At 53.6% G+C, this 21249-nt stretch carries 22 protein-coding genes and 1 pseudogene (1 of these 23 only partly in view); 8 read left to right on the top strand and 15 right to left on the bottom strand.

Annotated elements, in window-relative coordinates:
* Positions 1–6 precede the first annotated feature (6 nt).
* The 7 genes from rpmJ to ACXAGQ_RS06050 all read left to right on the top strand — a co-directional run bounded on the left by rpmJ (position 7) and on the right by ACXAGQ_RS06050 (position 4193).
* Positions 7–120 (top strand): 50S ribosomal protein L36, encoded by a 114-nt coding sequence (gene rpmJ, locus ACXAGQ_RS06080; protein ID WP_000868186.1) that lies wholly within the window; start codon positions 7–9, stop codon positions 118–120.
* A 145-nt stretch (positions 121–265) separates the two neighbouring features.
* A complete protein-coding gene (gene rpsM / locus ACXAGQ_RS06075) occupies positions 266–622 on the top strand; it encodes a 30S ribosomal protein S13 (RefSeq protein ID WP_036817714.1) in 357 nt (118 codons plus the stop codon).
* Positions 623–639: 17 nt separating this feature from the next.
* A complete protein-coding gene (gene rpsK, locus ACXAGQ_RS06070; RefSeq protein ID WP_036817716.1) occupies positions 640–1029 on the top strand; it encodes a 30S ribosomal protein S11 in 390 nt (129 codons plus the stop codon).
* 32 nt (positions 1030–1061) lie between these two features.
* Entirely contained in the window at positions 1062–1682 is a 621-nt protein-coding gene (gene rpsD, locus ACXAGQ_RS06065) for a 30S ribosomal protein S4 (protein WP_039465382.1), read from the top strand.
* A gap of 23 nt (positions 1683–1705) precedes the next feature.
* The gene (locus ACXAGQ_RS06060) at positions 1706–2695 is read left to right on the top strand and encodes a DNA-directed RNA polymerase subunit alpha (protein ID WP_039465380.1); all 990 of its coding nucleotides are present in this window, start codon (positions 1706–1708) and stop codon (positions 2693–2695) included.
* Positions 2696–2728: 33 nt separating this feature from the next.
* Positions 2729–3115 carry a 50S ribosomal protein L17 gene (rplQ, locus tag ACXAGQ_RS06055; protein WP_007468807.1) on the top strand — a complete coding sequence of 129 codons (387 nt, stop codon included), beginning with the start codon at positions 2729–2731 and terminating at the stop codon, positions 3113–3115.
* Between the two features lie 97 nt (positions 3116–3212).
* Positions 3213–4193, top strand: coding sequence for a glycosyltransferase family 4 protein (locus tag ACXAGQ_RS06050; protein ID WP_475252571.1), 981 nt, complete (start codon positions 3213–3215; stop codon positions 4191–4193).
* A 23-nt stretch (positions 4194–4216) separates the two neighbouring features.
* On the opposite strand, the gene ACXAGQ_RS06045 is transcribed toward ACXAGQ_RS06050, so the two are convergent.
* The 15 genes and pseudogenes from ACXAGQ_RS06045 to ACXAGQ_RS05975 form a co-directional block, all read right to left on the bottom strand.
* Entirely contained in the window at positions 4217–5683 is a 1467-nt protein-coding gene (locus tag ACXAGQ_RS06045; protein WP_475252569.1) for a SpoIIE family protein phosphatase, read from the bottom strand.
* 27 nt (positions 5684–5710) lie between these two features.
* Positions 5711–6403: a P-loop NTPase family protein gene (locus ACXAGQ_RS06040; protein ID WP_475252567.1), complete on the bottom strand. Its 693-nt coding sequence runs from the start codon at positions 6401–6403 to the stop codon at positions 5711–5713.
* Entirely contained in the window at positions 6400–9078 is a 2679-nt protein-coding gene (locus tag ACXAGQ_RS06035; protein ID WP_475252565.1) for an SLBB domain-containing protein, read from the bottom strand. Before ACXAGQ_RS06035 ends, ACXAGQ_RS06040 begins: the two co-directional genes overlap by 4 nt.
* Entirely contained in the window at positions 9075–9869 is a 795-nt protein-coding gene (locus ACXAGQ_RS06030) for an OmpA family protein (RefSeq protein ID WP_475252563.1), read from the bottom strand. Before ACXAGQ_RS06030 ends, ACXAGQ_RS06035 begins: the two co-directional genes overlap by 4 nt.
* Before the next feature lies 1 nt (position 9870).
* Positions 9871–10185, bottom strand: a complete 315-nt coding sequence (locus tag ACXAGQ_RS06025; protein WP_475252561.1) for an STAS domain-containing protein — start codon at positions 10183–10185, stop codon at positions 9871–9873.
* Between the two features lie 57 nt (positions 10186–10242).
* Positions 10243–10917 carry a sugar transferase gene (locus ACXAGQ_RS06020; RefSeq protein ID WP_475254677.1) on the bottom strand — a complete coding sequence of 225 codons (675 nt, stop codon included), beginning with the start codon at positions 10915–10917 and terminating at the stop codon, positions 10243–10245.
* 138 nt (positions 10918–11055) lie between these two features.
* Positions 11056–11994, bottom strand: a pseudogene (locus ACXAGQ_RS06015) (glycosyltransferase family 2 protein); the annotation flags it as partial.
* Between the two features lie 86 nt (positions 11995–12080).
* Positions 12081–13157 carry a glycosyltransferase gene (locus ACXAGQ_RS06010; protein WP_475252559.1) on the bottom strand — a complete coding sequence of 359 codons (1077 nt, stop codon included), beginning with the start codon at positions 13155–13157 and terminating at the stop codon, positions 12081–12083.
* Positions 13154–14596 carry a GumC family protein gene (locus tag ACXAGQ_RS06005; RefSeq protein ID WP_475252557.1) on the bottom strand — a complete coding sequence of 481 codons (1443 nt, stop codon included), beginning with the start codon at positions 14594–14596 and terminating at the stop codon, positions 13154–13156. The genes ACXAGQ_RS06010 and ACXAGQ_RS06005 overlap by 4 nt, the downstream gene beginning before the upstream one ends.
* A complete protein-coding gene (locus ACXAGQ_RS06000; RefSeq protein ID WP_475252555.1) occupies positions 14593–14934 on the bottom strand; it encodes a hypothetical protein in 342 nt (113 codons plus the stop codon). Before ACXAGQ_RS06000 ends, ACXAGQ_RS06005 begins: the two co-directional genes overlap by 4 nt.
* 113 nt (positions 14935–15047) lie before the next feature.
* The gene (locus tag ACXAGQ_RS05995; protein ID WP_475252553.1) at positions 15048–16217 is read right to left on the bottom strand and encodes a glycosyltransferase family protein; all 1170 of its coding nucleotides are present in this window, start codon (positions 16215–16217) and stop codon (positions 15048–15050) included.
* 1 nt (position 16218) lies between these two features.
* Positions 16219–16914: an acyltransferase gene (locus ACXAGQ_RS05990; RefSeq protein WP_475252551.1), complete on the bottom strand. Its 696-nt coding sequence runs from the start codon at positions 16912–16914 to the stop codon at positions 16219–16221.
* The gene (locus ACXAGQ_RS05985) at positions 16880–18229 is read right to left on the bottom strand and encodes an O-antigen ligase family protein (RefSeq protein WP_475252549.1); all 1350 of its coding nucleotides are present in this window, start codon (positions 18227–18229) and stop codon (positions 16880–16882) included. The genes ACXAGQ_RS05990 and ACXAGQ_RS05985 overlap by 35 nt, the downstream gene beginning before the upstream one ends.
* A complete protein-coding gene (locus tag ACXAGQ_RS05980; RefSeq protein ID WP_475252547.1) occupies positions 18229–19746 on the bottom strand; it encodes a lipopolysaccharide biosynthesis protein in 1518 nt (505 codons plus the stop codon). Before ACXAGQ_RS05980 ends, ACXAGQ_RS05985 begins: the two co-directional genes overlap by 1 nt.
* Complete coding sequence (locus tag ACXAGQ_RS05975; protein ID WP_475252545.1) at positions 19743–20894, bottom strand: glycosyltransferase; 1152 nt, start codon at positions 20892–20894, stop codon at positions 19743–19745. The genes ACXAGQ_RS05980 and ACXAGQ_RS05975 overlap by 4 nt, the downstream gene beginning before the upstream one ends.
* Positions 20895–21021: 127 nt before the next feature.
* Between ACXAGQ_RS05975 and ACXAGQ_RS05970 the strand changes: the two genes are divergently transcribed.
* Positions 21022–21249, top strand: the 5' end (the start) of a protein-coding gene (locus tag ACXAGQ_RS05970; RefSeq protein WP_475252543.1) for a glycosyltransferase family 2 protein. The gene runs 687 nt beyond the window's last position; the window shows 228 of its 915 coding nt (coding positions 1–228); the start codon lies at positions 21022–21024; the stop codon falls past the right edge of the window.

Here is a 21249-nt window from a genome sequence, read left to right as displayed (position 1 = left end):
TTAGCAATGAAAGTTCGTGCTTCCGTTAAGAAAATCTGCCGTAACTGTAAAGTTATCAAGCGCAACGGTGTTGTGCGTGTAATTTGCAGTGAGCCAAAGCACAAACAGCGCCAAGGCTAATTAGCAGAAATATTTCTTGCAAATTGAAGGTGGGTTGGCTAAATTAGCCAACCAATCTTTTGTGTGTGCAAAAGAATTGTTCCACCGCTGCGTATCCTAAACGGGCTTTGCAGCGGTTATTCTTGAAAAGTACTAGGAGTGAATAGTGGCCCGTATTGCAGGCATTAACATTCCTGATCAAAAACATTCTGTAATCGCTCTTACTGCGATCTACGGCATCGGTAAAACTCGCTCAAAAGCTATCCTAGCTGAAGCGGGTATCGCTGAAGATGTTAAGATCAGTGAACTAACTGAAGAGCAGATCGATCTACTGCGTGATGGTGTAGCTAAGTACACTGTAGAAGGTGATCTACGTCGTGAAGTTTCCATGAACATCAAGCGTCTAATGGACCTTGGTTGTTACCGTGGTCTTCGTCATCGTCGCAGTCTACCACTACGTGGACAGCGTACTAAAACCAACGCACGTACCCGTAAGGGTCCGCGCAAGCCGATCAAAAAATAATCGGAAGGTAGAGTACAATGGCTAAACAACCAACTCGCGCTCGTAAGCGCGTACGTAAGCAAGTTGCTGATGGCGTTGCGCACATTCATGCTTCTTTCAACAACACAATCGTAACCATCACTGACCGTCAGGGTAACGCTCTATCTTGGGCTACTGCAGGTGGTTCTGGTTTCCGTGGTTCTCGTAAGTCTACTCCGTTCGCTGCACAGGTTGCTGCTGAGCGCGCTGGCGAAATGGCCAAAGAGTATGGCGTTAAGAACCTGGAAGTTATGGTTAAGGGCCCTGGTCCTGGTCGTGAGTCTACTATCCGCGCTCTAAACGCTGCGGGTTTCCGTATCACTAACATTGTTGATGCGACTCCGATCCCTCATAACGGTTGTCGTCCACCTAAGAAACGTCGCGTATAACGTTTCGTTTCTAGGAAAACTGGAGAAAGAACATGGCAAGATATTTGGGTCCTAAGCTGAAGCTTAGCCGTCGTGAAGGCACAGACTTGTTCCTTAAGTCTGGTGTACGCGCGATTGATACCAAGTGTAAAATTGACAATGCACCTGGTGTGCATGGTGCTCGTCGCGGTCGTCTATCTGACTACGGCGTACAGCTTCGTGAGAAGCAAAAAGTTCGTCGTACTTACGGCGTACTAGAGAAGCAATTCCGTAACTACTACAAAGAAGCTGCTCGCCTTAAAGGCAACACAGGTGAAAACCTGCTTCAGCTTCTTGAAGGTCGTCTAGATAACGTAGTTTACCGCATGGGTTTTGGTGCTACTCGCGCCGAAGCACGTCAGCTGGTAAGCCACAAAGCGATCCTAGTTAACGGTCAAGTCGTAAACGTTCCTTCTTTCAAGGTAGCGGCAAACGACGTTGTTAGCATTCGTGAGAAAGCTAAGAACCAAGCACGCATCAAAGCAGCTCTAGAAGTTGCTACTCAGCGTGAACTACCGACTTGGGTCGAAGTAGACAGCAGCAAACTAGAAGGTACTTTCAAGCGCCTTCCAGAACGTTCTGATTTGTCTGCCGACATCAACGAACACCTGATCGTCGAGCTTTACTCTAAGTAAGGCTATAGTTAAGAGAGGACACAATGCAGGGTTCTGTAACAGAATTTCTTAAGCCACGTCTTGTTGATATTGAACAAGTTAACACGACGCATGCAAAAGTAACTCTTGAGCCGCTTGAGCGTGGTTTCGGCCACACTCTTGGTAACGCTCTACGTCGCATTCTTCTATCTTCAATGCCGGGTTGTGCCGTCACTGAAGTAGAAATCGACGGTGTGTTACACGAGTACAGCACCAAAGAAGGAGTACAGGAAGACATTCTTGAGATCCTTCTAAACCTTAAAGGCCTAGCCGTTAAGGTTGAGGGTAAAGACGAAGTTATCCTTACTCTGAATAAATCTGGTGCAGGCCCTGTTGTTGCAGGTGACATCACCCACGACGGTGATGTTGAGATTGCGAACCCAGAGCACGTAATCTGCCACCTAACTGATGACAATGCTGATATCAGCATGCGCATCAAGGTAGAGCGTGGTCGTGGCTATGTACCAGCGTCTGCTCGTATTCACACTGAGGAAGATGAGCGTCCAATTGGTCGTCTGCTAGTTGATGCAACTTTCAGCCCAGTTGACCGTATCGCATACGCCGTTGAGGCAGCACGTGTAGAACAACGTACTGACCTTGATAAGCTAGTTATCGATATGGAGACAAATGGTACTCTTGATCCTGAGGAAGCTATCCGTCGCGCAGCTACTATCCTAGCTGAGCAATTGGATGCATTCGTAGATCTTCGTGATGTACGTGTTCCTGAAGAGAAAGAAGAGAAGCCGGAGTTCGATCCGATCCTACTGCGTCCTGTAGACGATCTTGAACTAACTGTTCGCTCTGCTAACTGTCTAAAAGCAGAAGCGATCCACTACATCGGTGATCTTGTTCAGCGTACTGAGGTTGAGCTTCTTAAGACTCCAAACCTTGGTAAGAAGTCTTTGACTGAAATCAAAGACGTGCTGGCATCACGTGGTCTGTCTCTAGGCATGCGCCTAGAAAACTGGCCGCCAGCATCTATTGCTGAAGATTAATAGTTACTGATATCTAGTTAGAAGGATTAGGTCATGCGCCATCGTAAGAGTGGTCGTCAACTCAACCGCAACAGCAGCCATCGCAAAGCGATGTTCAGCAACATGGCTGGCTCTCTGGTACGTCACGAACTTATCAAGACTACCCTGCCTAAGGCAAAAGAGCTGCGTCGCGTAATTGAGCCATTGATTACCCTAGCTAAGACTGACAGTGTTGCTAACCGTCGTCTTGCATTCGCACGTACTCGTGATAACGAAGTTGTTGCGAAACTATTTAACGAACTGGGCCCACGTTTTGCTCAGCGTCCAGGCGGTTACACTCGCATCATGAAATGCGGTTTCCGTGCTGGCGATAAAGCCCCTATGGCTTATATCGAGCTAGTAGATCGTCCTGAAGCTCAGGAAGAAGCTGCTGCTGAATAAGCACTAGCGCGTTAAATAAAAAAGAGGCCGAGTCTTAGACTCGGCTTTTTTTTTGCATCCAATTCCTTATTCCCTTAAACGGTAAGGAAATGGATTGATGATTTACCTATTTGTCGACAGCTCCGGGTTTGGTGGTATTGAAAGCCATATCCACCAGTTAGCTTTGTTGCTGCAATCTAAACAGGCTGCGGTCGAAGTTGTGTTTCTCCAGCACCACCCATCACACCCGCAATACAAACAGCTCCGGCAACACGGTATTCCCTACCGCTTCCTCTCCGATGGTTCTCTTATTTCGTTCTTCCGCCGTTTAAGCGCTGATGATGTTGTCCATGCCCACGGTTACAAAGCTTCTATCCTTGCGCGCAGCTTCAAGCTGTTTGCTTCCTATCACTTGGTGACGACCTTCCACGCCGGCGAGGCCGTGGCAGGCAAACTGGCTGTTTACGAGTGGCTCAACCGCTACACGGCCTGCGTTTCCCGTAACCTTGCCGTCAGTGAGAAGATCAGGCTACGCCAACCGTTTCGTTGCGAATTGCAGCGCAATTTTGTTCGCTGCCATACAGGCCAGCCAAGCCGGCAACGCCATCCGGCATTGCAAGTTGGGTTTGTGGGTAGGTTGAGCCATGAAAAGGCCATCGACCGTTTTGTCGCTTTGAGCAAACAACTCCCTGATGCCGAATGCCATGTGTTCGGTGATGGTGAGCAGGCCCACCTTCTTGCGGGCGAAGCGGTTAATTGGCACGGTGCTGTTGCGTCGATGGAGCCGTACTGGCAGCAACTGGATGTCTTGCTCATCCCGTCCCGTGCCGAAGGGCTGCCAATGGCTGCACTAGAGGCCATGGCCAACGGTGTGGTCGTATTGTCAACGGATGTTGGGGAAATGCCGTCATTGCTCGGTAGCGAGTGTCTGGTTGCCGAAAGCAACTGGCCGCTGCTTGCATCCAAGGTCGTAGCACTCGACCGCCAAGGTGATGCAGGCTGGCGGGCATTGTCCCGGCAGCAGCACTTGCTGGTTCGCAGCGGCTACAGCAGCGAGGCATGCTGGGAGCAATTGGCGCAGGTCTACCGGCTGGCTTAGTCAGTCAAGCTCGGCGATGTGGGTCAGGTATGTGTCAGTGTAAATAAGGTTCTGTCGTCTTCGTAGTTTTCCGGCGCGCGCTGCCACAGGTAATGGTGGCGCTCATCAGCGGTCATTGCTTTCATTTCTTGGCACTCTTGTTCAGACAGCATCGATTCCAGCAATCCATCAGTATAGCCGTGGAGGCTATGGCCAGGGCGGAGCTGGATGCTGACGCCTTCTATTTCAGGTGAATCGAAGAGTCCCATTAACCCTATCGATTCCTTGAGATGCTCGCAGCAGGAGCGGCAGGCAATGGGTTTGGGCATGCCGGCATTGTATAGGGTAATGGACCCGTCCGTATCGAGCAGGATCACCAATAAGCAGACCAGGCTAGCGGCCTCGCTAAGGTATAAGTGCTGGTTGAGCCGTTGGCATAATTGCTCCGGGGTGATTGTAGGGTCGAGCAGCAGGCCCTGGATCAAGCCATAGCATATCCCGCCATTGGCTCTGGCAACAAGCCCATGCCCCATCAGATCCCCGAGGATAACCATGCTGCCCCCTCCAGGCAGTGGGTGGTGGATAAAAAAATCCCCGCTTATTGCTGGCTCTCGGTTTAGCTGGATATTAAAACCGCCGGTACTAATGGTTGTCGTGCTGGAGCCTGAATCATTGCAGCTTCGGCTTTCCAGCCGTTGCAACATGTTATCCTCAAAGGCACTTTGCAGGTGTTGATGGTGCTTGAGCACCCGCCCTAATACCTGGAGCAGGTGGTGTTTATCGATGGGTTTTGCCAGGAAATCATCGATGCCCGACTCGCTGACAGCCTTCATGGTATCCGACACCGTATCGCCAGAAAGGAAAACAAACGGCAGCATCCGGTGATGGCGGATGTTGGCTACCGCACGGCGGAATTCCAGCCCGTTGATGTCCGGCATCCACAAGTCTGTCAGTACCAAATCGCAATGGTTTGCTTGCAGCCAGGCCTGTGCCTCGTCTGCCTGGCTGAAAATGGAGAGCTGGAATGCATCCTCAAGGTAGCTGGTAAGCATGGCTAGTTGACTGCGGCTGTCATCGACAATAACAAGGTGTTTGCGGTCAGATTGGCGGGGGAGGGTAAATTCTATCTTGTTGCTATCTGGCAATACCTGGTAGCGAAAATCGGGGAATGTGGCCTTGATAATAGCCAGCCCCATCCCTGACTCACAAGGCTGTAGTGGCAGCTCTGCACTTTCGAGGTGCTCGGTTTGCGCTGGCCATGGGGAACCGTTGTCGGCAATGGCAAAGCAGTACTGCCCGGCTGTTTTTCCGTAGCTGATAGTGCAGCGTGAGGCCGGTGTCTGTTGGTGTTCCAGCAAATTGGCACAATATTCACTGCAAACCAGTTTGATGTTTTGCATCAGGTCGGGCGCTAGCTGCAGTGCCTGTGCCCTGTCACCCAGTGCTTGCCTAATAGGGGCAAGGTTTTCATAGCTAAGGTCAAATTGACGCTCGAACAACACCTGATCCATTTATCCGTCCTGGTCGTGGGTTCCTGTTTATTGGTATTTCCCTTGCAGCAAGGGGCTTGCCTGGAGGAAGTCGATCAGCCGGTGTTTGATACTGCGCGGGATCCAGTTGGCTTTGCCGTTCAGGACCCGGATGATCTCCTCTGCCAATGAGGGGTTGGACTGATCGTTTATCAAGGTACCCAGTAAGGAAATGCCGTTTTGCTCCAGCTTGCTGATGCAGGTCAACAGTTCACTTTCGGTTGTCTTTGCTGCGGCCAGGCAAAGGATGGTTGCATCGCTAGCATGGCTAATGGCATTGATGGGCAGGTTGCGCCAGTTGGTATGGGTCATGGTGCCGACATCACACAGGACATAGTGGTAATCCTGCTTCCAGCGCTCAAGAGCCCGCTTAAAACTGTCTGGCTGGCGCAGGTCGAGGATTGTCCGTTCTTCACTTGGGCGTGGCAGTAGCGTTAACTGCTCGGTCAATTGGATAAGGGAGCTCGCTTCCCCCTCGCCATTGCTGTTCCAGGCTTTCGCCGCGTAGCCCTGGCCTGCGCCGGCCAGATCAAGATCGACCAGCAGAACTTTATGATCTTCCGCGCAGCGGCGGGCCAGCCAATGGCTATGGGTTGAGGTGCCGCATTGGCTTGATGCACCAGCCAAGGTGATCACCCGGGCATTTTGTTGGTGGATTTGGTGGAAGAGTTGGTCGTATTCGCCACTAAGCCAAGGTTTCATAATGCTGCTCCTAAGGCTATCAAGGTAAAGATCCCCAGCACATCCCTCAGCCCCTGCCGCCATTGTTCGCCGACCGAGTCATTCAGGTTGGGGACATAGACGGTGTCACCTGCCCGCAGTAGCGGCAGCGGGTAACGGGCCGGGTCGATGACATAGTCACGCAGGTTGAATGTCTGGGCTTTGTCACCACAGCAAGAGGTATTCACTATCATGATCCGCTCGATATAAGCGTTATCGGTTGGTCCTCCAGCTTCAGCCAGTAAATCGAGGATATTCATCTGGCTGTTGAAGGGGTAGCGGCCGGGTTTGTTGACCGAGCCCATTAGTCGTACGACTTGCTCGGCAGGTTTGTCGAGCCAGTTCCCTTCCAGCTTCGGCACGTAGATAACATCGCCGGGCACGATTTTCGGGATGAGGGTTTCGTCGCCGGTTTCAAAGTACAGGGACAGGTTGAGCCGTGTCACTCTGGCTGTATTGTCATTCCGGTGGCTGATCCGAATCTGGCGTAGGTCGGCATCGCCATTGGGGCCATCAGCCGCTGAGAGGATATCGAGGAAGCCTAGCTCGCGGTTGAAGGCGTAGCGTCCTGGCGCTCCGACCTGGCCGAATACATAGATGGAATCATCGGCCGACTGGCGGATCCAGCTGGATTTGTTGTCAGTCGGGTCGTGGGGCAGCTCGTCGATGACGATGGTATCACCGGCCGCTAGTCGGGGCAGGGCAGTAAAGCTGCCACCTTCATTGATAAAATTGTCGAGGTCGAAGTACAGCACGTTGTCTTGCGATTGGCGGCTTTCCTTGATGATACGGATATTGGTGATATTGGCCTGCTGCAACGGCCCGCCGGCCAGGGCGAGTACATCGAGGAAGGTCATGCTGACATTCCAGTTGAAGCGGCCGGGGGATTTAACTGCCCCCATCACCTTGATAGCTTCCGTGTCGGCGACGGTGTCTACCTGCGGGACAAAAATAACATCGCCGGCAACGACTTTCGGCAGCAAAGCCTCATTGCCGCTTTTGAAATAGCGGGCGAGGTTGAAGCGAGTGACCTTGGTGGTGGTGCCGTTGCGGTGGGTGATCAGCACATCCTGGATATCGGCCTCTCCGGTAGGGCCGTCGGCAGCAGACAGGATATCGAGGAACCCTTGCTCACTGTTGAATGCATAGCGCCCCGGCGCGCCGACTTGGCCGAAGATATAAATCGAGTCCTGGGCGGATTGGCGGAGCCAGCTGGCCTTGTTGTCTGTCGGGTCGTGGGGCAGCTCATCGAAGATGATGGTGTCGCCGGCCTTTAATTGCGGTAGTTGGTTTTGCGGCTTGCCTTGTTTGGTGAAGGCTTCGAAATTGAAAGTGGTCACCCGCTCTTCATCGCTGCCCGCCCCTTCGCGCACAATGCGGATGTTCGACAGGTTGGTTTGCTGTTTGGGGCCACCGGCATGGGCCAGCAGATCCATAAAGCTCATGGTGTCATTCCATTCGAAACGGCCTGGGTTGTTGACTGCGCCGATGATTTTGATCGCCCGGTCGTTAGTCACTTTCAACCACGACTTTTCATTGAAGTCGATTTTTTCCGGAATGAAGATGACATCGCCCGGCATCATGTCAGGCAGCGGGTAAAGCGCAGGTGCCTGGGTATATTTGACCAGGTTGATACTCATCGCTGCCTTGGTGTTGCTGAGCAGCTTGATTTGGGTGGTATCTGCAAAACGGGTCGGCCCGCCGGCGTTGGCCAGAACATCGATGAAGCCGGTGCCCGGCGAGCTTTCATAGGCACCGGGCGCTTTGACCTCACCCATGACATACACAGTGCGCGAGGTGGTGTTGATGTCTTCGACTTCTATCGGGGCGAAGATGGTGGTACCGGGCTTGATCGGCGGCAGGTTGCTGGTATCACCGCTGTCCAGGTAAGCTTTTAGGTCGAATTGGTAGGGGATGTTGTCAGTGATCACCCGGATCTTGGTCACATCCGCGTACCGGGTGACCCCCTCGGCACGCATCACGGCATCGACGACTGTCATGCCCGATTTAAAGCTGAAGGTACCGGGATTGCGCAATTCGCCGAAAATGGTGATCCCCTGTTGTTCGTCGGCATCGCCGCCTTTGGTCAGCGATGCGGCATCAAAATCCACCTCGACATTGCCGAGCAGCGGCGAGGTTGGGACAAAAATCGTATCTCCACCCTGTAAGGCGGGAAGCTTAGCCGGGTCGCCATCATCGAGGTAGGCTTTGTAATTAAATTGCTGGGAGCTGCCGTCTCGGATCAGCTTGAATTGATCCAGCTGGGCACCGGGCCGGGCTCCGCCAGCAGCAGAAATCGCCATTTGAACATTGGCACCGGGTTTTAGCGATATCATCCCGGGCTCCTCGACGTAACCGAGGACCTGCACCCGCAGGACTTGCTCGAGGATATTGAGCTTGAATTCGTCGAGGTTGCGATAAACGGTCGTGAGCCTTTCGCGCAAGCGTTGTTCGGCTTGTGGCAGGGTCAGCCCCTCGATAGGCACCAGCCCGACTTCAGGCAGCCGGATTTGGCCCTGGTCATCAATGGTGAACGGTTCGTCGAAGTCGCGCTCCCCAGGCAGCTGGATAAAGACCCGGTCGCCGGGTGTTAGGGTGTCTCCCCATACCGGGGTGATAAAGAGTGTACTGAGCAAGAGCAGCAGCAACCTAATCATAGCGAGCCTGGGGTTAGCTGTTCTTTGACGGCATGCCAGTCACTGAGGGAATAGACCCGGTGCGGGGAGCGGGTATGGTGGTCAACCAATACCCGGGCTTCAACCTTGCGGTTGCTGAGGCGCTGGGTTCGTGAATTAGGATCTTCGAATGACTCTTTTTCACCCGCACTGAAAATGGAAATTTGGTGTGAGTCGACCCCCTGTTCAATCATGTAGCGCCGCACGGTATCTGCCCGGCGCATGCCCAGTTGGTAGTTACTCTGCTCGGTACCTATGGTGTCGGTATGGCCGGTTAGTTCTAGCTGCCAGTGCTCTTGGCGTTTTAGGATTGAAGCAGCACGGCGCAATGCATTTTGGTAATCGGGAAGGAGCTTAGCCCGGTTGAAAGCAAACTGGTTGTCGACCCGCATCAAGAGCAGGAATTGATCCCGCAGCTGGATCTCTGAGTAACGGGTATCCAGGCACTCGGTGTGGTGCTCGAGCCAGTCCATCTGGCGTTGGATTTTGGCAAACTGGGTTTGATAGGCCAGCAGGGTGATATCGGCATCATCGGTAAAGCCAGCCTTGTGCTCTTGGTCGGCCTTGTCATGGAGGTTGGCAAGCCGCTGGTATTGTCCTGGCAGGCATAGCTTGGCGCCCCGGGTTGCCAGCAGCTGGAGCTCGAAGCCATGATGCTCAAGCTCGTGCCACTGGTCGACATCCGGCTCCGAGTACGGGGTATCACCGGTGGTTGGCCAGGTCGTGCAGCCGCTAGCCAGCAGTATTATTAGCAGGCTTGAGAGTTTTCCCATATCAACATAACTCCGCTGAGGTGATCAGTGGGATCACCTTGTCGATCCTTAACATTTTCATCAGCTGGCGCGGTTGGCCGTTAACATTGAGCAGGCGTAATGTTTTTCCCCGGCTTTTTAAGCGCTTGTATAAGAAAACAATGGCACCAATTCCACAGGAGTCAATAAATTGTACCTGGGTCATGTCGATGATCATCTCATCGTTTTCAGTTTGGCTCAGTGTTTCAAAGTCTGGCTCCATCTGCCTGGCGAGGTGGGCATCAAACTCATTCTGTAGCGTCAATCCGATATTGGCGTTATTTACTGCATGATTCATAACGGGCCTTTTTGATTGTTGATGTACCTCCTCTAGTCAATACAAGTGCTGTGCCAACTATTGCCCGCGTTTGCTAACCATGATGTAAATCGTTTTGAAAATAATAAACAGATCCATCTTGATCCATTGCAGCGGTGAGCTCAGGGCGAGGGCATAGGCATGGTCAAAGGCGATTTTGTTTTTCACATCTTCCAGATCGGTATCATAGCCCTGGCTGACTTGGGCGAGGCCGGTGATCCCCGGTTTCAGCCCGGCGGTCCGCTCAAGGTAAAATGGCAATGCATTTTGCAAAGTGCCGCAAAACTCGGGCCGTTCCGGCCGTGGCCCTATTAGCGCCATGTCTCCTTTGATGACATTGATAAACTGCGGCAGCTCATCGAGGCGGGTTACCCGGAGGAACCGGCCAATGCGGGTTATGCGGGGATCATTTTGCTGGGCCCAGGCTGCACCTGACTGAGATTCGGCATTGTTGGCCATCGAGCGGAATTTGATCACCTCAAATAGCTCGACTTGCTCCTCGCTGATTTTGCCGACACGTAACTGGCGGTAGAAAACAGGCCCTGGTGAGTCGAGTTTGATCAGCAAAGCTATCAACGGCCATACCGGAAGGGTCAATACCATGCCTGCTGTTGCCAGTACAATATCACTGGTGCGTTTGAGGAATTGGGTCGATTGGGCCTGGTAGTTCGACAGTGGCGGCAGATGGCGCCAGCCACTGCGAAAATGCCCCATCAGGAATCGGATCATGCCGATCAGCGAGGCAGCATACCCGCTGATGAAATAATGCAGCTTGTCGGTGATTTTATTTTGAACCCCGAGTAGCGGGAGGGCGGCTGCTAGGTAACCGATAGTTTGCAATATCGTCAGGGCTAGGCCGATGGTTGAACCCTGGACTGCCGTGGTGAGTGATAACAGGAAGTACGCCAGCAGGATAAACGGCATTACCGTCCGCAGGGCTTTGCCTGAAGTGAACAACCAGCGGGCTCCATGGTGGCTGTGGCGGAACACGAAGCGACAGCGGATCAGCTGTTGCAGGTTGCCGGCTCCGATGCGCTGGCGGCGCTGGTAGGTGTCCTCGTCGGTGGAGGGGGCTAGCTCAATGCTATTGATATAGTGGTTGAACTGGACTTGGTAGCCTTGCTTTATCACCAGCATGGTCTGGATAAAGTCATCGTTTATAGTATCTTCCGGCAGGGAGGAGAACAGCGGCTCCCGGACAATATAGAAAGCACCATTGCCGCCCATGACACTGCCGAGTTTTGATTCGGTCTGGCGAATTGAGTTCTGCCACTGCCAGTATTGCTGCTCGCCGCTGGTGGCTTCGGCCAAGAGATAGTTGCAGGTCAGCGCCCCGACTGCCGGGTCAAGGAAGCTTTCGGCGGCTTGGGTCAAGGCGTCGATGGACAGCAGGGCCGAGACATCGGACATGGCAATCAAATCCACTTTCCCCTTCACCAACCCCAGCAGTTGGTTGATCCGCACGACCTTGCCCCGGTTATCATCCTCAACGATACATTCCAGCCTGACACCTGATTGGGCATACTTTTGTTGCCAGCCTTGTGCCAACTCTGCGGTGTTGTCACTGCAACCGTCACAGCAGACCCAGACTGATAGCTTTTCTGGCGGATAGTCCAACATCAGCAGGTTGGCGAGTTTGTCTTCGATAAATTCGGCTTCGTTGTGGGAAGGTATGAGGATCGCGACTGAGGGTAGAGCCGTTGAACTGGAGGTAGGTTGTTTAGTCGCCGTTTGGGGCTCGGCACCAGGTTGATCTGCTTCCGATGGGGGGTTACGCCCCAGCACGATCATCAAGCCGGTATAAATGACATGGTGGTAAATGATCACTAGGGTCAAGGCAGTCAGGATAATCCAGCTAATCGTCATGGTGATCTTCCTTATTGGCGGGCAAGGGATTCATAGCAGGCGGCCATCTCCCTGACATCAGCCAAGCGGCGGATGTACTGGGTGGTTTCCGGGCATGCTTGGATGGACACCTTGAGCTTATCCTGCAAAGCCTGGGCAAGCAGGGTCGGTTGGTCGGCCGGTAGCAGTTGGCCGCTATGGGGGCAGATCAAGTCGGGGATCCCGCCGACGTCGGTCGCCACAACGGGTTTGCCGCACGCTTGGGCTTCTAGCAGCGCCAGGGGAAGCCCTTCCTGGCGGGAGGGCATGCAGAACAGATCGATGGCGTGGTAGAAATCAAGCATGTTGTCGCACAGGCCGAGCCAGTGAACCCGTCCGGTCAACCCCAGTTGCTGTGATTGTTTTTGCAGTTTGCCGTGTTCCGGGCCTTGGCCTGCTACTGCCAACTGGTAGGATTCCGGCAATGTTGAGAGTGCTTCGAGCAAAATATCGATACCTTTCTCCTGTACGAGGCGACCGGCGCAGCCGATGATCAACTTATCCGCGGGGAGCTGCAGGCGGTGGCGGGCTTGCGGCGCATGGCCCGGCGCATAGTGGCGGGTGTCGATCCCATTGATAATGATATGATCGGCGCTGATCCCTTTTGCTTTTAGGTGATTGGCGACCCGCGGGGCGTCGGCAACGAGTTGGACGCGGCCTCCCATCAGCAGGCTGCGGGTGAGCAGCCGCTGCTTAGGGTCGTCAAGGTGCCAGCTGTCGTGCTCAGTTTGGATATGGGTGATCCCGGTGAGCCCGAAACAGGCTGCCCGGCTATAGAGCAGAGGCCCGAGGTGGTGGGAGTGGACAACTTGCGCGTGCAAGGTGCGGATCAGACGACGCAATTTGAAAACCGTTTGGATATCCCGACCGTGGGGTTTGCCGAGGAAGTAGAGGCGCTCTGCCAGCGGTGCCAGCTCCGGCCATTGTTCAATCGCCTGTTCTTTGCTGCCTTCCAAAGCAACGATATAGACTTGGTTGTCAGCAGACGCAAACCGGACCAAGTTGAGTACCAGCCTTTCAATACCGCCGGGGCTCAGGTGCTGGACAACCTGCAGGGTGGTAATAGTCATGATCTCTCCTCGGAAAAGTGGGGGATACGGATGAGCACTGGTGCCTTGGTCAGGCGGACAATCTGCCGGTTTTGGTATAGCCGCGTATCCAGGAGCTGTACGGCACAAACCAATGACAGCCCAAGCCCGAGGCCGACAACAATACCCAGGGTAAAGTTGAGCCACCATGGCCAGTTAAGCGGCTGGCTGGGTATGCTGGGGCGGGCAATGATCTTGAGCTTGTCGGGCTCTTCGAAACGCCCGAGCTGGCCAGTTACCTTGGCCATCTCATACCGCTCTAGCAGCTGGTTGTATATCTTGGCCTTGACGTCATAGTTGCGCTGCAGCACCGTCAGCTCTTTTTCCAGCTGGGCAAATTCAACCCGCTTTTCTTCAAGGCGCGATGCCTGGGTCTCAAGCAGTTTGAGCTCGCCTTCCAGTGCTTGGATTTCGCTTTCCGCCTTCTGCAACTGTTCGAACTGGCTGATCAGGATAGGCTGGTTGGGGTTGTCGAGCTGCTGGGTGTTGCTGGCGATGCGTTGCCATAGCTGGCCTATTTCCTGGGCGTTGAGCGATTGCTGCTGGTCGACCAGGCGTGAGCGCTCTTGTTTCAGGCGATTGAGCTGGCGCAGGACGGCCTTGACGGAAGAGTGGCGGTCAGTGTAACTGGCACGGAGGATCGCCAGCTCTGCCTCGGCTTTGACGATTTCGGCCTCGAGCATGCCAACGACCGGGTTGGTACTGGCCAGCCGCTGATAGAAGTTATCCCGTTTGGCCTGGGCATTAAGCAATCGCAGCTTGGTTTCCTGGATCAAGGTATTGATCTGGGCATCAGTCTGGATCCGGCTGCCCTGTAGCTGGGGCAGGTTGCCGGCATTGGCCGACTTGAATGCAGCCAGTGCACTCTCTGCCTGCTCCAGATCGTGCAAGGTCGATTCGAGCTGTTGTTGGAGGAACTGCTCAGAGCCGTCAATCGACGCACGGCCAGGGGCACGGAGCTTGTCGAGGAACAATTCTGAGAGTTTGTTGAGGATCGCCGGCATCTCTGAAGGGGTATGCCAGTTCAGGCCTAGCTGTACCAAGTCGCTGCCGACAAGGTTGACGTTGAGGTTGCTGTTGAGTTGGCTCACTATCGCATTGAGCTGGCTTGGGTTGCTGGCAGCAGCGAGTTCGAGGTCGATAGCGACTTGTTCAAGCACAAACTGGCTATGCAGCAAAACCCGCAGTGCCTTGATTCTTTTTTGTAGGTTCATCGAGATAGACAAATCCTCCAGGAAAGGGTTAAGCATCGCGGCCTCTTGAACCAAAATGGTGGTCTGGGCGTGATAGCGCTTGGCTTTGATAGCGCCACCCGCAGTCATTAGCAATGGCATCACTAAGACAGGGATAATCAGCAAGTAGCGATGATTCCACAGTGCCTGCAATAGTGGGTAAAGCTTGGCAAAAAGCTGGGTTCTCATGGCGATTGCCTTTGCAAAATTAAGGTATCGGCAGTCTGGTTGGGGGCATACTCCAGATGCAGTGGGATATTTTGGCTATCAGAGAGCTTGCTGACGGCCTGGATGCGTTTCTGTCCCTGCACCAGTGCTTCGAACGGGTTGTCCATGCCTGCCGGGGCAACTTTGGCTTCTAGCTGGTGGTATGGATGATCCGTCAAGAAGTCACTGATCTTGCGTTGCTGCTCGGCGGTCAGTGAGATTTGCTCCGGGCTGAAATAAAGGGTCAGGCTGGTTTGCTTGGGCTGAGACGCACAGCCAAACATCAACAGGCAGCCAATGGCAATTATCATCCTTTTCATTCTTCCCCCGGTTCTTTATTGCGACTTCTTTTATTGGTAGCAAAAAAAGTGCCCGAAGTTAGGGAAATTGTTATTTGGCGTCTGAAATAATTGGCACACGTACTGGTAGATGCTTAGCGCCGTAGAATTTGCCTTATTGCCTCAAGCACTTGTGTAGCGCGGTGCTCCCAGCTCTCATTGGCGACTGTTTGGTAAGCTTTCTTCGCATGCAATTGTCTTTGCTGCGGCGTCCATTGGCAGTAAAGGTCGATAGCGGCTAGCCACTGCTGCTCACTGGAGGCTGTGGTAATGACAGAGCGGTAGGGGGCCGTGGCCGGGAAATCGCTGCTGATCACCGGGCAACCTGCAGCTAGATATTCCCTGAGTTTTAGTGGGTTGCAGGCTCTGATCTGTTCATTGTCAACAAATGGCAGGATGGCTGCAGTCCAGCGTTTAAGGTAATGGGCAAGCTGGTGGTGGGGCACGGCAGGCAATATGACGATATTGGCTTGCTGCGCCAGGTGCTCGATGCCACTGTCTTGGCGGCCTATTAGGCAGAAGTTGATATTGGGTCTGGCTTTGGCCAGGTTGAGGAGCAGTGTTTGATCCAGCCAGTTATTGAGGCTGCCATAGAACCCGATGCTGGGACGGGAGAGCTTGATGTCAGGTGTGGATACGCTGGGTTTTGCAAATTGCGACAAATGTACCCCATGCGGAAGCAGAATGGTTTTGCTGGCGGGGAATTTTGCCTGCAGGGCTGGGCTGCAGGCAAAAATAAGGTCGGCCCTTGCGACCAGGCGTTGCTCTGCCTGTTCAGCAAGGCAATGATCGACGCCGGCTAGTGCAGTAAAGTCATCGCCACAGTAATAGATGACTAAATCACTGTTGCAGATATCCAGGTAATCAACCGCACTGGGAAGTGCAGCCCAGACAATTCGCCGGTACTGCTTCGAGCCGATGCGTGGTTTTAGCTGGCGCCTGAGCAACTGGTTGTTGAGGTATTTCAGTAATGGGTTTTGCGCCATCGGCCAAATAAGAGGCTTAGTAATGGTGGTTGGCATAAAGGGGCTGGTGGTTGAACCGGATATGTCTTGGGGGATGGCATCATTGCTGGCTGTCCTGGTTTTCCCTGCCGCGCACAGCTTTTCCCATACCCGCTTGAGATCCTTCTGGGTGAAAGTCGGCTGGCGCAGGCCAATGGAGTTGACCCAGTGGACATCGTACTCTTGGCCGATCGACTGTAGCAAATGCTGGCTGCTGGATGGGTGGCGCCCCCAGTCCTCGCCGAAAACGACAAATTCCATCTTAGCTCTCCAGTTGCTTGATCACTTTGGCCGGGTTACCGCCTGCGAGCACGCCGGGCGGAATATCTTTTGTTACCACGCTACCTGCGGCAATGACGCTGCCTTCACCGATAGTGACGCCGGCCATTACCATCACCCCAGTTCCTAGCCAGGCATCACGGCACAGGTGGATATCTCCGACCTGTTGCTTGGTATCCGGTTTGCCTTGGGCGCGGGCTATTGGGTCTAGTGGATGGCCAGGGAAACCGGCGAGGAACACTTTGCCGGCCAGCCGAACGTTGTCGTCAATACGGATGATCCGCCCGACGGCAAGGGTGTTTTGCCAACCGATATCTACATTGTCGCCGACGATAAGCCGGGGTGTTTGCTCTCCCCATGCCCGGCCGCAGTAAGTGGCAATACCGGATAGCCGGCACTTTTCCCCGAGATGGATACTCAGCGGGCCGAGGATTTGTGGCATGCCGCAATCAAGGTGAAGCTGGCGCGGGCGGTTGGCCAGCCGGGAAATAAAGATCGGGGTGAAATAGCCCTTTTGCAAAATGCAATGGAGGCTTTGCTTGATACCGAGGTGCAGGTGGTATAAGCCCCGGTGCAGCAGAGGAACGCAAGGCACATAGCTGCTGCGTAGCTGCTGGACCAAGCTTTTGAGCATGGCAAAATGGTTAGGTGCCAGGTAGGTCTTGACGAGCGTGCGCATGGTTGGTCTCCTGCTTGAGAGTGAGCCTATCTAAAGCCATTAGCAGCCCGATCAAAATGTACAGCGGCCAAGTGGTTCCTTGGGTGAGGAAGGTGCCGCTGACACAAAATGACAAGGTGCCGAGCCACAGCCCTTGTGCGAGTGGTTGCATTTCAGAATGTTCAAGCCGCTTGAGCAACTGGTAACTGACACGTAGGGCACCTATAACCATAAGCAGGAATAGTACCAATCCGACAAAGCCGGTCTCGGACATGATTTGGAGCCAGGTGCTGTGAACCGCATGGTTTTTGCCGTCCCAGTGGGGGGAGTAGAAATAGTAGTTGTAGTAGAAGTTGTTGAGGCCAACGCCGGTAAAGGGGTTGCTGACGGCCATATTGAAGGCGGCCTGCCACGCATAGATCCGTCCCATTGCCGATTCATCAATGCCGGACTCGGCGGCCCCGCCGGAGCTGCGGTCGCTGATCCCCGCTAGCACAACCAAGGCCAGTAACCCGATCCCGCTGATTATCGAAGGCAATATGATAGAGCGGCTTTTCATCAGGGTCATGGCAAAGACGACACAAGCAATTCCCAGCAGCCCGCCGCGGCTCTGGGTCGCCAGTACGCTCATGATCATGATAACCAACACCACAACAGACAAAACGCGTTGCCATTTGGGGCCATGGAAGCTGTAGGCCATAGCGAAAGAAACTGGGAACTGCAGAACCAGCGCTAAGTCATTGGGGTCGCCTAGCATTGAGCCGATATCCCGGCCTATAGTGACCCGGGTGCCCTCTACCAGGCCAACACCATTGGCTTTGTTGAACAGGGCCAAACCACCGATCAGTAAGCCGCTGAGCAATAGTAGGTAGGGAATGATTTTGAGCTGCGGTAACCGTTGCGGCAGCCAGCTAATGGCAAAAACCATGATCACGATTTTGATGAAGTTGCCGTTGAAATTGGCAAAGGCTTCACCGCGGTTGCTCGCAAGCAGGCAGGATACCAGAACCCAGGCACTAAAGAGCAGGAAGAGGGTTTGCAAGCGATGCCAATGAATGGTTTCCCTCTGCAACCAGAGCTGCCAACCAAGCCCTGCCAAACTCGCGAGTGCCAATAGTTGGGGGATCTTCAATGGCATGAGTAGCGGAAAGGCTTCGTGGATCCTGAAATAAGAGAAGATAATGAAGCCGACGCAAACGAGGAAGGCTTGGTTGATGACAAACGGCAGGACAAACAGCAGGCTAGCCACCAATACCAAGTTGCCTTGTGACATCCAGGCCAGGAAAATCAGTCCGCAGCTGGTCAGGGCAAGGAGCCATTGGTTCTGCCGTTTCATCAATTGGCTCCCATTGTCTTATTAAGCACTGTCTTATCAAGCGCTGTCTTATTAAGTACTGCCTTATCAAATCCGGTCTTATCAAGTCCTGTTTTGTCCAATGCTGGCTTGCTGGTAGTTGATTGGCTTCGCCCTGGTTGGGGGGAGGTTTGCAGGTAACTTTTCCGTTGTCCTGTATTCAGCCATGGCCAAGCCGTCTGGATAAGCAACCCCAGCAGGCAAAACGCTTCGAAAAACAATGAAAGCTGATAATGGCTAAACAGCAACATACCCACAAGGCTGTAGCTCACAGCTAACCGCAACAGGGGATAAGGCAGGGTAAGGTAGTGTTGGCTCCAGAAGTAAAACAGGCAGACTCTTGCTATTTGCAAAGCAATACTGGCCCAGATGAATGTATAGAGACCAAAGTTGGGTAGGATGACCAGCAATAGCAAGGCGGCACAAAGTGCACTGATGAGCCCAATTATCATGATGCTCTTACCGTCTTGCTGGTAGTAGCAGCCGATGTTGAGAAGGGTACTGGCATGCTTGAACATCACGAGGATGCCTAGCAGGGGCAGCATGTGGGCACTTTGGTGAAACTCGTCTGGTAGCCATATTAGCAAGAAGCGTGAGCCGACAATAATAATACCAGCGGAAACTAGGCAACTTAGCTGGCATCCCAAAATACTGGTTGTTGCTGCTTTCTGGCGGTTGGCTTCTGAGTCCAATAGGCCAAAGCGTTTCGGGAACCACCATAGCCCGAAAGGCTCGAGCAGTAGGCTGGCGGCAATCGCCCACTGCATAGCGATTGCATAGGGGGCCAAGGCCGCCAGCCCTAATGAATCTGCAATCGCCCAGCGCTCGGCACCAATGACGATGAAGCTTAGCACGCCGGATAAGGTGATTGCCCGGCCGTATTTGAGCAATAACACGCTGCTGCTGAGTTTGGGTAGCGGAAACGCTTTGGCCAATACAATGACCTGTACAATTTGGGCAACCAATCCGGCAGCCATGATCCCGTCGACACCATAATGGGGAGCGAGCAGGACAATTCCCAGCCCTTGGATGACGGCAAAAATAACTTGGGCGATGACAAAATGTGCCGCTTGATTGCGGATGCGGAGAATAGCCAGGGGAACGCAGCACAAGGTGTTGAGAAACAAGGTCACGAGCAGGCAGCGCAAAGCAAATTCTGGCGGAGAGCCGGGCAGGAGTTGCTGCAACTGCGGAACAGCCAGCTGGCCGAGAATAAACATACCGCCACCGATGGCGAGGAGCAATCCCAATGCTGCGCTGAAAATAGTGCCTTGCCCGCCTTGGTCATGGGCAAAGCGGTAAATGGCATCGCTGATCCCAAATGACATCACCAGGGTTAACAAGCTGCCCAGGGTGACCAAAACATCCAACCGGCCAAACTGCTCTGGCCCCAGCCACTGGGTGACGAATGGTTGAAGGCCGAGGGCGATGAGCTTGCTGCTGACCAGCCCTATGGCGTAGACCGCCATGGTCATGGCAGGATTTGAGGTCACGCTCATAATGCTTCCACCTGTGCAGAGAGCCTTTTGGCTTGCGAAAGCGAGGTAAACTGCGCCATGACCCGGTTAAAAGCGCTTTCCCTTATTTGGTTGAGTACCGACATCGTTTTCTGGCGGTGGGCGGCCATCGCTTTTGCCAGCGCAAGGGGGTCATCCATGGGGACTTGGAGGCCGTACTGCTGCTCTAGGATCTCGCTGCACCCCGACAGGTCGGTGGTGATCACCGGTAGCCCCAAAGCCATTGCTTCTTTGATGACCAGCGGGCCGGTATCTTTATCGCCGTTGGGGGCAATAGTGAAAGGGGCTACAAGGGCTTTGTAATCATTGGCGTGTTGCCGGTACCAAGCTGCCTCCCTGCGGCCGAGGAAGTGTACTTGCGAGCGGTTCTGGGAGTTGAGTCCTAGCTGGTGGGCCTGCTGTTGCAGGCGCGCTAGCAGCGGCCCATCACCGACAATATCTAGATGAGTACCTGCAGGGAGTTGGCTCAAAGCCAACAGTAGGGTGTCGAGACCTTTTTTCTCTACTAACCGGCCAATAAACAAAAAATCTTTTTTCGGTTGCCAGTCGGTATTTAGCGGTGGGTATTGGCTGGCATCAATCCCGCAGGGTATATGCAAAACTGGACGTTCAGTTGCACTCTGCAGCTCATTTTGCATGTCTTTGGTGACAGCACAGATAAAGTCAGCCGCTTTTAGCTTGCTAGTAATATCTTGTGGGGTGGCATAGATATCCGCACCGTGTCCGACAAAGGAAACCGGAATGTTGAGTAGCTTGGCGGCCACAATAGCAGTGGCTGTGCTGTGCCATGCAAAATGGGCGTGGAGATGCTCGCATTGATCTTCTTTGGCCAGGTAGGCCAGCTGCAGCCCCTGCCGCAATAATGAAAGGTAGCTAAACCCCTGCTGCTGGCGGAGGAACCGATGGCAGCGGTGCAGGTTCCATATGCCTGAAAATGGTGCTCGTGGGGCTGATGTTAAGTAGCGGCACTGTTCCTTTAGCTCATTATCGACGGGCTGGAAATGCTGCCCCGGGCTGAAGGCATAAGGCTGAACCGCGTGGCCCAGTAATTTCATAGCCCTCATCTCAACGCCAACAAACGTTTCGGATAACGTTGGAAAGACGGGAATAACATAACCGATTTTCTTCATTGAACTGTCCTCTCGGCCTACTGGGCGCCCTCATACTGTGTAAGCTAGTTATCCAATATTGATGCCAATACGCATTGGCGTGCCGATTGCATTGTTGGGTGTGTACCCATTGTCTGAGGAGAGAATGATGAGCTTTGAAACAGAAGTGAGCGTGGTGATCCCCAACTACAACTGCTTAGCGACGCTACCGCGTGCCATCGATAGTATTCGGATGCAGAATGTGTCCGTTGAGATAATCGTGGTTGATGACGGGTCGACGGACGGCTCAAGGGAGTGGCTTGCCCAGCAACCCGATGTCAGGTTACTGACAACGGAACGGGTTGGGGCAGCACAGGCACGAAACCATGCTATTGAG

The organism is Photobacterium sp. ABD4_091, assembly GCF_056160145.1.
The sequence above is the reverse complement of the archived record's forward strand: the minus strand, read 5'-3'. Positions and strand labels throughout refer to the sequence as shown.

Bases quoted from the DNA above. Each gene is read 5' to 3' on its own strand.
- rpmJ (WP_000868186.1), top strand. From the start codon at position 7: ATGAAAGTTCGTGCTTCCGTTAAGAAAATCTGCCGTAACTGTAAAGTT.
- rpsK (WP_036817716.1), top strand. From the start codon at position 640: ATGGCTAAACAACCAACTCGCGCTCGTAAGCGCGTACGTAAGCAAGTT.
- rpsD (WP_039465382.1), top strand. From the start codon at position 1,062: ATGGCAAGATATTTGGGTCCTAAGCTGAAGCTTAGCCGTCGTGAAGGC.
- ACXAGQ_RS06060 (WP_039465380.1), top strand. From the start codon at position 1,706: ATGCAGGGTTCTGTAACAGAATTTCTTAAGCCACGTCTTGTTGATATT.
- rplQ (WP_007468807.1), top strand. From the start codon at position 2,729: ATGCGCCATCGTAAGAGTGGTCGTCAACTCAACCGCAACAGCAGCCAT.
- ACXAGQ_RS06050 (WP_475252571.1), top strand. From the start codon at position 3,213: ATGATTTACCTATTTGTCGACAGCTCCGGGTTTGGTGGTATTGAAAGC.
- ACXAGQ_RS06045 (WP_475252569.1), bottom strand. From the start codon at position 5,683: ATGGATCAGGTGTTGTTCGAGCGTCAATTTGACCTTAGCTATGAAAAC.
- ACXAGQ_RS06040 (WP_475252567.1), bottom strand. From the start codon at position 6,403: ATGAAACCTTGGCTTAGTGGCGAATACGACCAACTCTTCCACCAAATC.
- ACXAGQ_RS06035 (WP_475252565.1), bottom strand. From the start codon at position 9,078: ATGATTAGGTTGCTGCTGCTCTTGCTCAGTACACTCTTTATCACCCCG.
- ACXAGQ_RS06030 (WP_475252563.1), bottom strand. From the start codon at position 9,869: ATGGGAAAACTCTCAAGCCTGCTAATAATACTGCTGGCTAGCGGCTGC.
- ACXAGQ_RS06025 (WP_475252561.1), bottom strand. From the start codon at position 10,185: ATGAATCATGCAGTAAATAACGCCAATATCGGATTGACGCTACAGAAT.
- ACXAGQ_RS06020 (WP_475254677.1), bottom strand. From the start codon at position 10,917: ATGGGGCATTTTCGCAGTGGCTGGCGCCATCTGCCGCCACTGTCGAAC.
- ACXAGQ_RS06010 (WP_475252559.1), bottom strand. From the start codon at position 13,157: ATGACTATTACCACCCTGCAGGTTGTCCAGCACCTGAGCCCCGGCGGT.
- ACXAGQ_RS06005 (WP_475252557.1), bottom strand. From the start codon at position 14,596: ATGAGAACCCAGCTTTTTGCCAAGCTTTACCCACTATTGCAGGCACTG.
- ACXAGQ_RS06000 (WP_475252555.1), bottom strand. From the start codon at position 14,934: ATGAAAAGGATGATAATTGCCATTGGCTGCCTGTTGATGTTTGGCTGT.
- ACXAGQ_RS05995 (WP_475252553.1), bottom strand. From the start codon at position 16,217: ATGGAATTTGTCGTTTTCGGCGAGGACTGGGGGCGCCACCCATCCAGC.
- ACXAGQ_RS05990 (WP_475252551.1), bottom strand. From the start codon at position 16,914: ATGCGCACGCTCGTCAAGACCTACCTGGCACCTAACCATTTTGCCATG.
- ACXAGQ_RS05985 (WP_475252549.1), bottom strand. From the start codon at position 18,229: ATGAAACGGCAGAACCAATGGCTCCTTGCCCTGACCAGCTGCGGACTG.
- ACXAGQ_RS05980 (WP_475252547.1), bottom strand. From the start codon at position 19,746: ATGAGCGTGACCTCAAATCCTGCCATGACCATGGCGGTCTACGCCATA.
- ACXAGQ_RS05975 (WP_475252545.1), bottom strand. From the start codon at position 20,894: ATGAAGAAAATCGGTTATGTTATTCCCGTCTTTCCAACGTTATCCGAA.